This window comes from Microcystis sp. M53598_WE2, assembly GCF_030067735.1.
Taxonomy (GTDB): domain Bacteria; phylum Cyanobacteriota; class Cyanobacteriia; order Cyanobacteriales; family Microcystaceae; genus Microcystis; species Microcystis aeruginosa.
In genome coordinates, this window is record NZ_JASJFE010000098.1 from 1 (window position 1) to 1420 (window position 1420).

2 protein-coding genes are annotated in these 1420 nt (G+C 48.3%); both read right to left on the reverse strand.

The features are described from left to right. Positions 1-153: 153 nt before the first annotated feature. Positions 154-645 carry a C-phycocyanin subunit alpha gene (gene cpcA / locus PX636_RS02250; protein WP_002762687.1) on the reverse strand — a complete coding sequence of 164 codons (492 nt, stop codon included), beginning with the start codon at positions 643-645 and terminating at the stop codon, positions 154-156. Positions 646-700: 55 nt separating this feature from the next. After that, on the reverse strand, positions 701-1219 hold the full coding sequence (gene cpcB, locus PX636_RS02255) for a C-phycocyanin subunit beta (protein ID WP_002733930.1): 519 nt from the start codon (positions 1217-1219) through the stop codon (positions 701-703). Positions 1220-1420 lie beyond the last annotated feature (201 nt).

Sequence of the window (1420 nt, forward strand, 5' to 3'; positions counted from 1 at the left end):
ACCCCACACCCCACACCCCACACCCCACACCCTGCCACCACCGAAAAACTTTTTCAGCAAGCCCTAAGTTAGGCGGACGCAAAAAAACCTCGGCGCTCATCCCGAGGTGAATTTAGGAGATTTGAGCTTATTTTGATGTGAAGTTGACGTAAATTAGCTAAGGGCGTTGATCACATAATCAATGTAGGAATTAGCTTCTACAGCAGCATCCCCAGTTAATCCGTGATTGGTTTTGATGTATTTTAAGGCTTCGATATACCAGCTAGGAGATAGTTCAAAGGCACTATTAATTTCACTCAAACCGGCGACTAGATATTCATCGATCGGGCCTGTACCCCCTACCACGAGGGCATAGGTGATAATTCGGATATAGTAGCCGATATCACGAACGCACTTGGATTTCCCCCGCTCATCGTAGGCATAGTTCGGCCCCTGGAGTTGGGTGGTGTAGGGAAATTTTTGATAGACAGCGTTGGCTGCTTCTTGGGCTAAACTGGGGGCTTTTTGGGCGAGGATTTTTACCGCTTCTAGGGTGATGGCGGCCTGACGGAAACGACCGAAGGCTACTTGTAATTCAGCACTGCTGAGAAAACGGCCTTGGGAATCGGCAGTAGCTACCGCTTCGGTTAAAGGTGTTTTGGTCATGGATGGAATTGCTCCTACAAAAGTTTAATCGGATTGAGATAAGAAAGTCACAGCATCAGGAAACTGCCGCCGCCGCTCGATCGAAGTAAGAAGCGACTTCTGCTAGTAAAGAACTGCAATCCCCGCGAGTGATCCCGTTGGGATCGGCCGCTAGGGCAAGGGAAGCGTCTTTGAGCTTGAGAATTCCGGCCGCAACAGAAGCTCCCGGAACTCCCAGGGCGACGTAGGTTTCCCGGAGACCGTTCAAGGCGCGATCATCGAGGATGCTGGCATCGCCGGTGAAGGTGGCATAGGTAACGTAGCGCAGGATAATTTCCAAATCCCGCAAGCAGGCGGCCGCACGACGGTTTGTATAGGCGTTGCCACCGGGGGCAACTAAAACGGGCTGTTCTGAAAACAAACTACGCGCGGCATCGGTAACGATCGCAGAAGAATTACTGGAAAGACGATTGACCACATCCACGCGTTTATTACCATCTTTGACGAAGGCAATTAGGGCATTGACTTGATTCTCGCTCAGGTATTCCCCCCGGGTATCGGCCTGAGAAACGACTTTGGCAAAGGCATCTAACACCATAGTTTTCATCTCCTATAATGATGATTGGTTTCGGCAAAATATCGAGGTTGATTGCTCTGGCTTTTCTTTATTTTTTCCGATAAAGTATCTAGGAGTTTTTTTCTTGGGACTATACTATCGTCCTTGAAAAAAATTTACTCTCCCTTGGCCAGATTTTTTTGTATATCGAGGAACAATTCTTGTTAATTGAATTTAGCG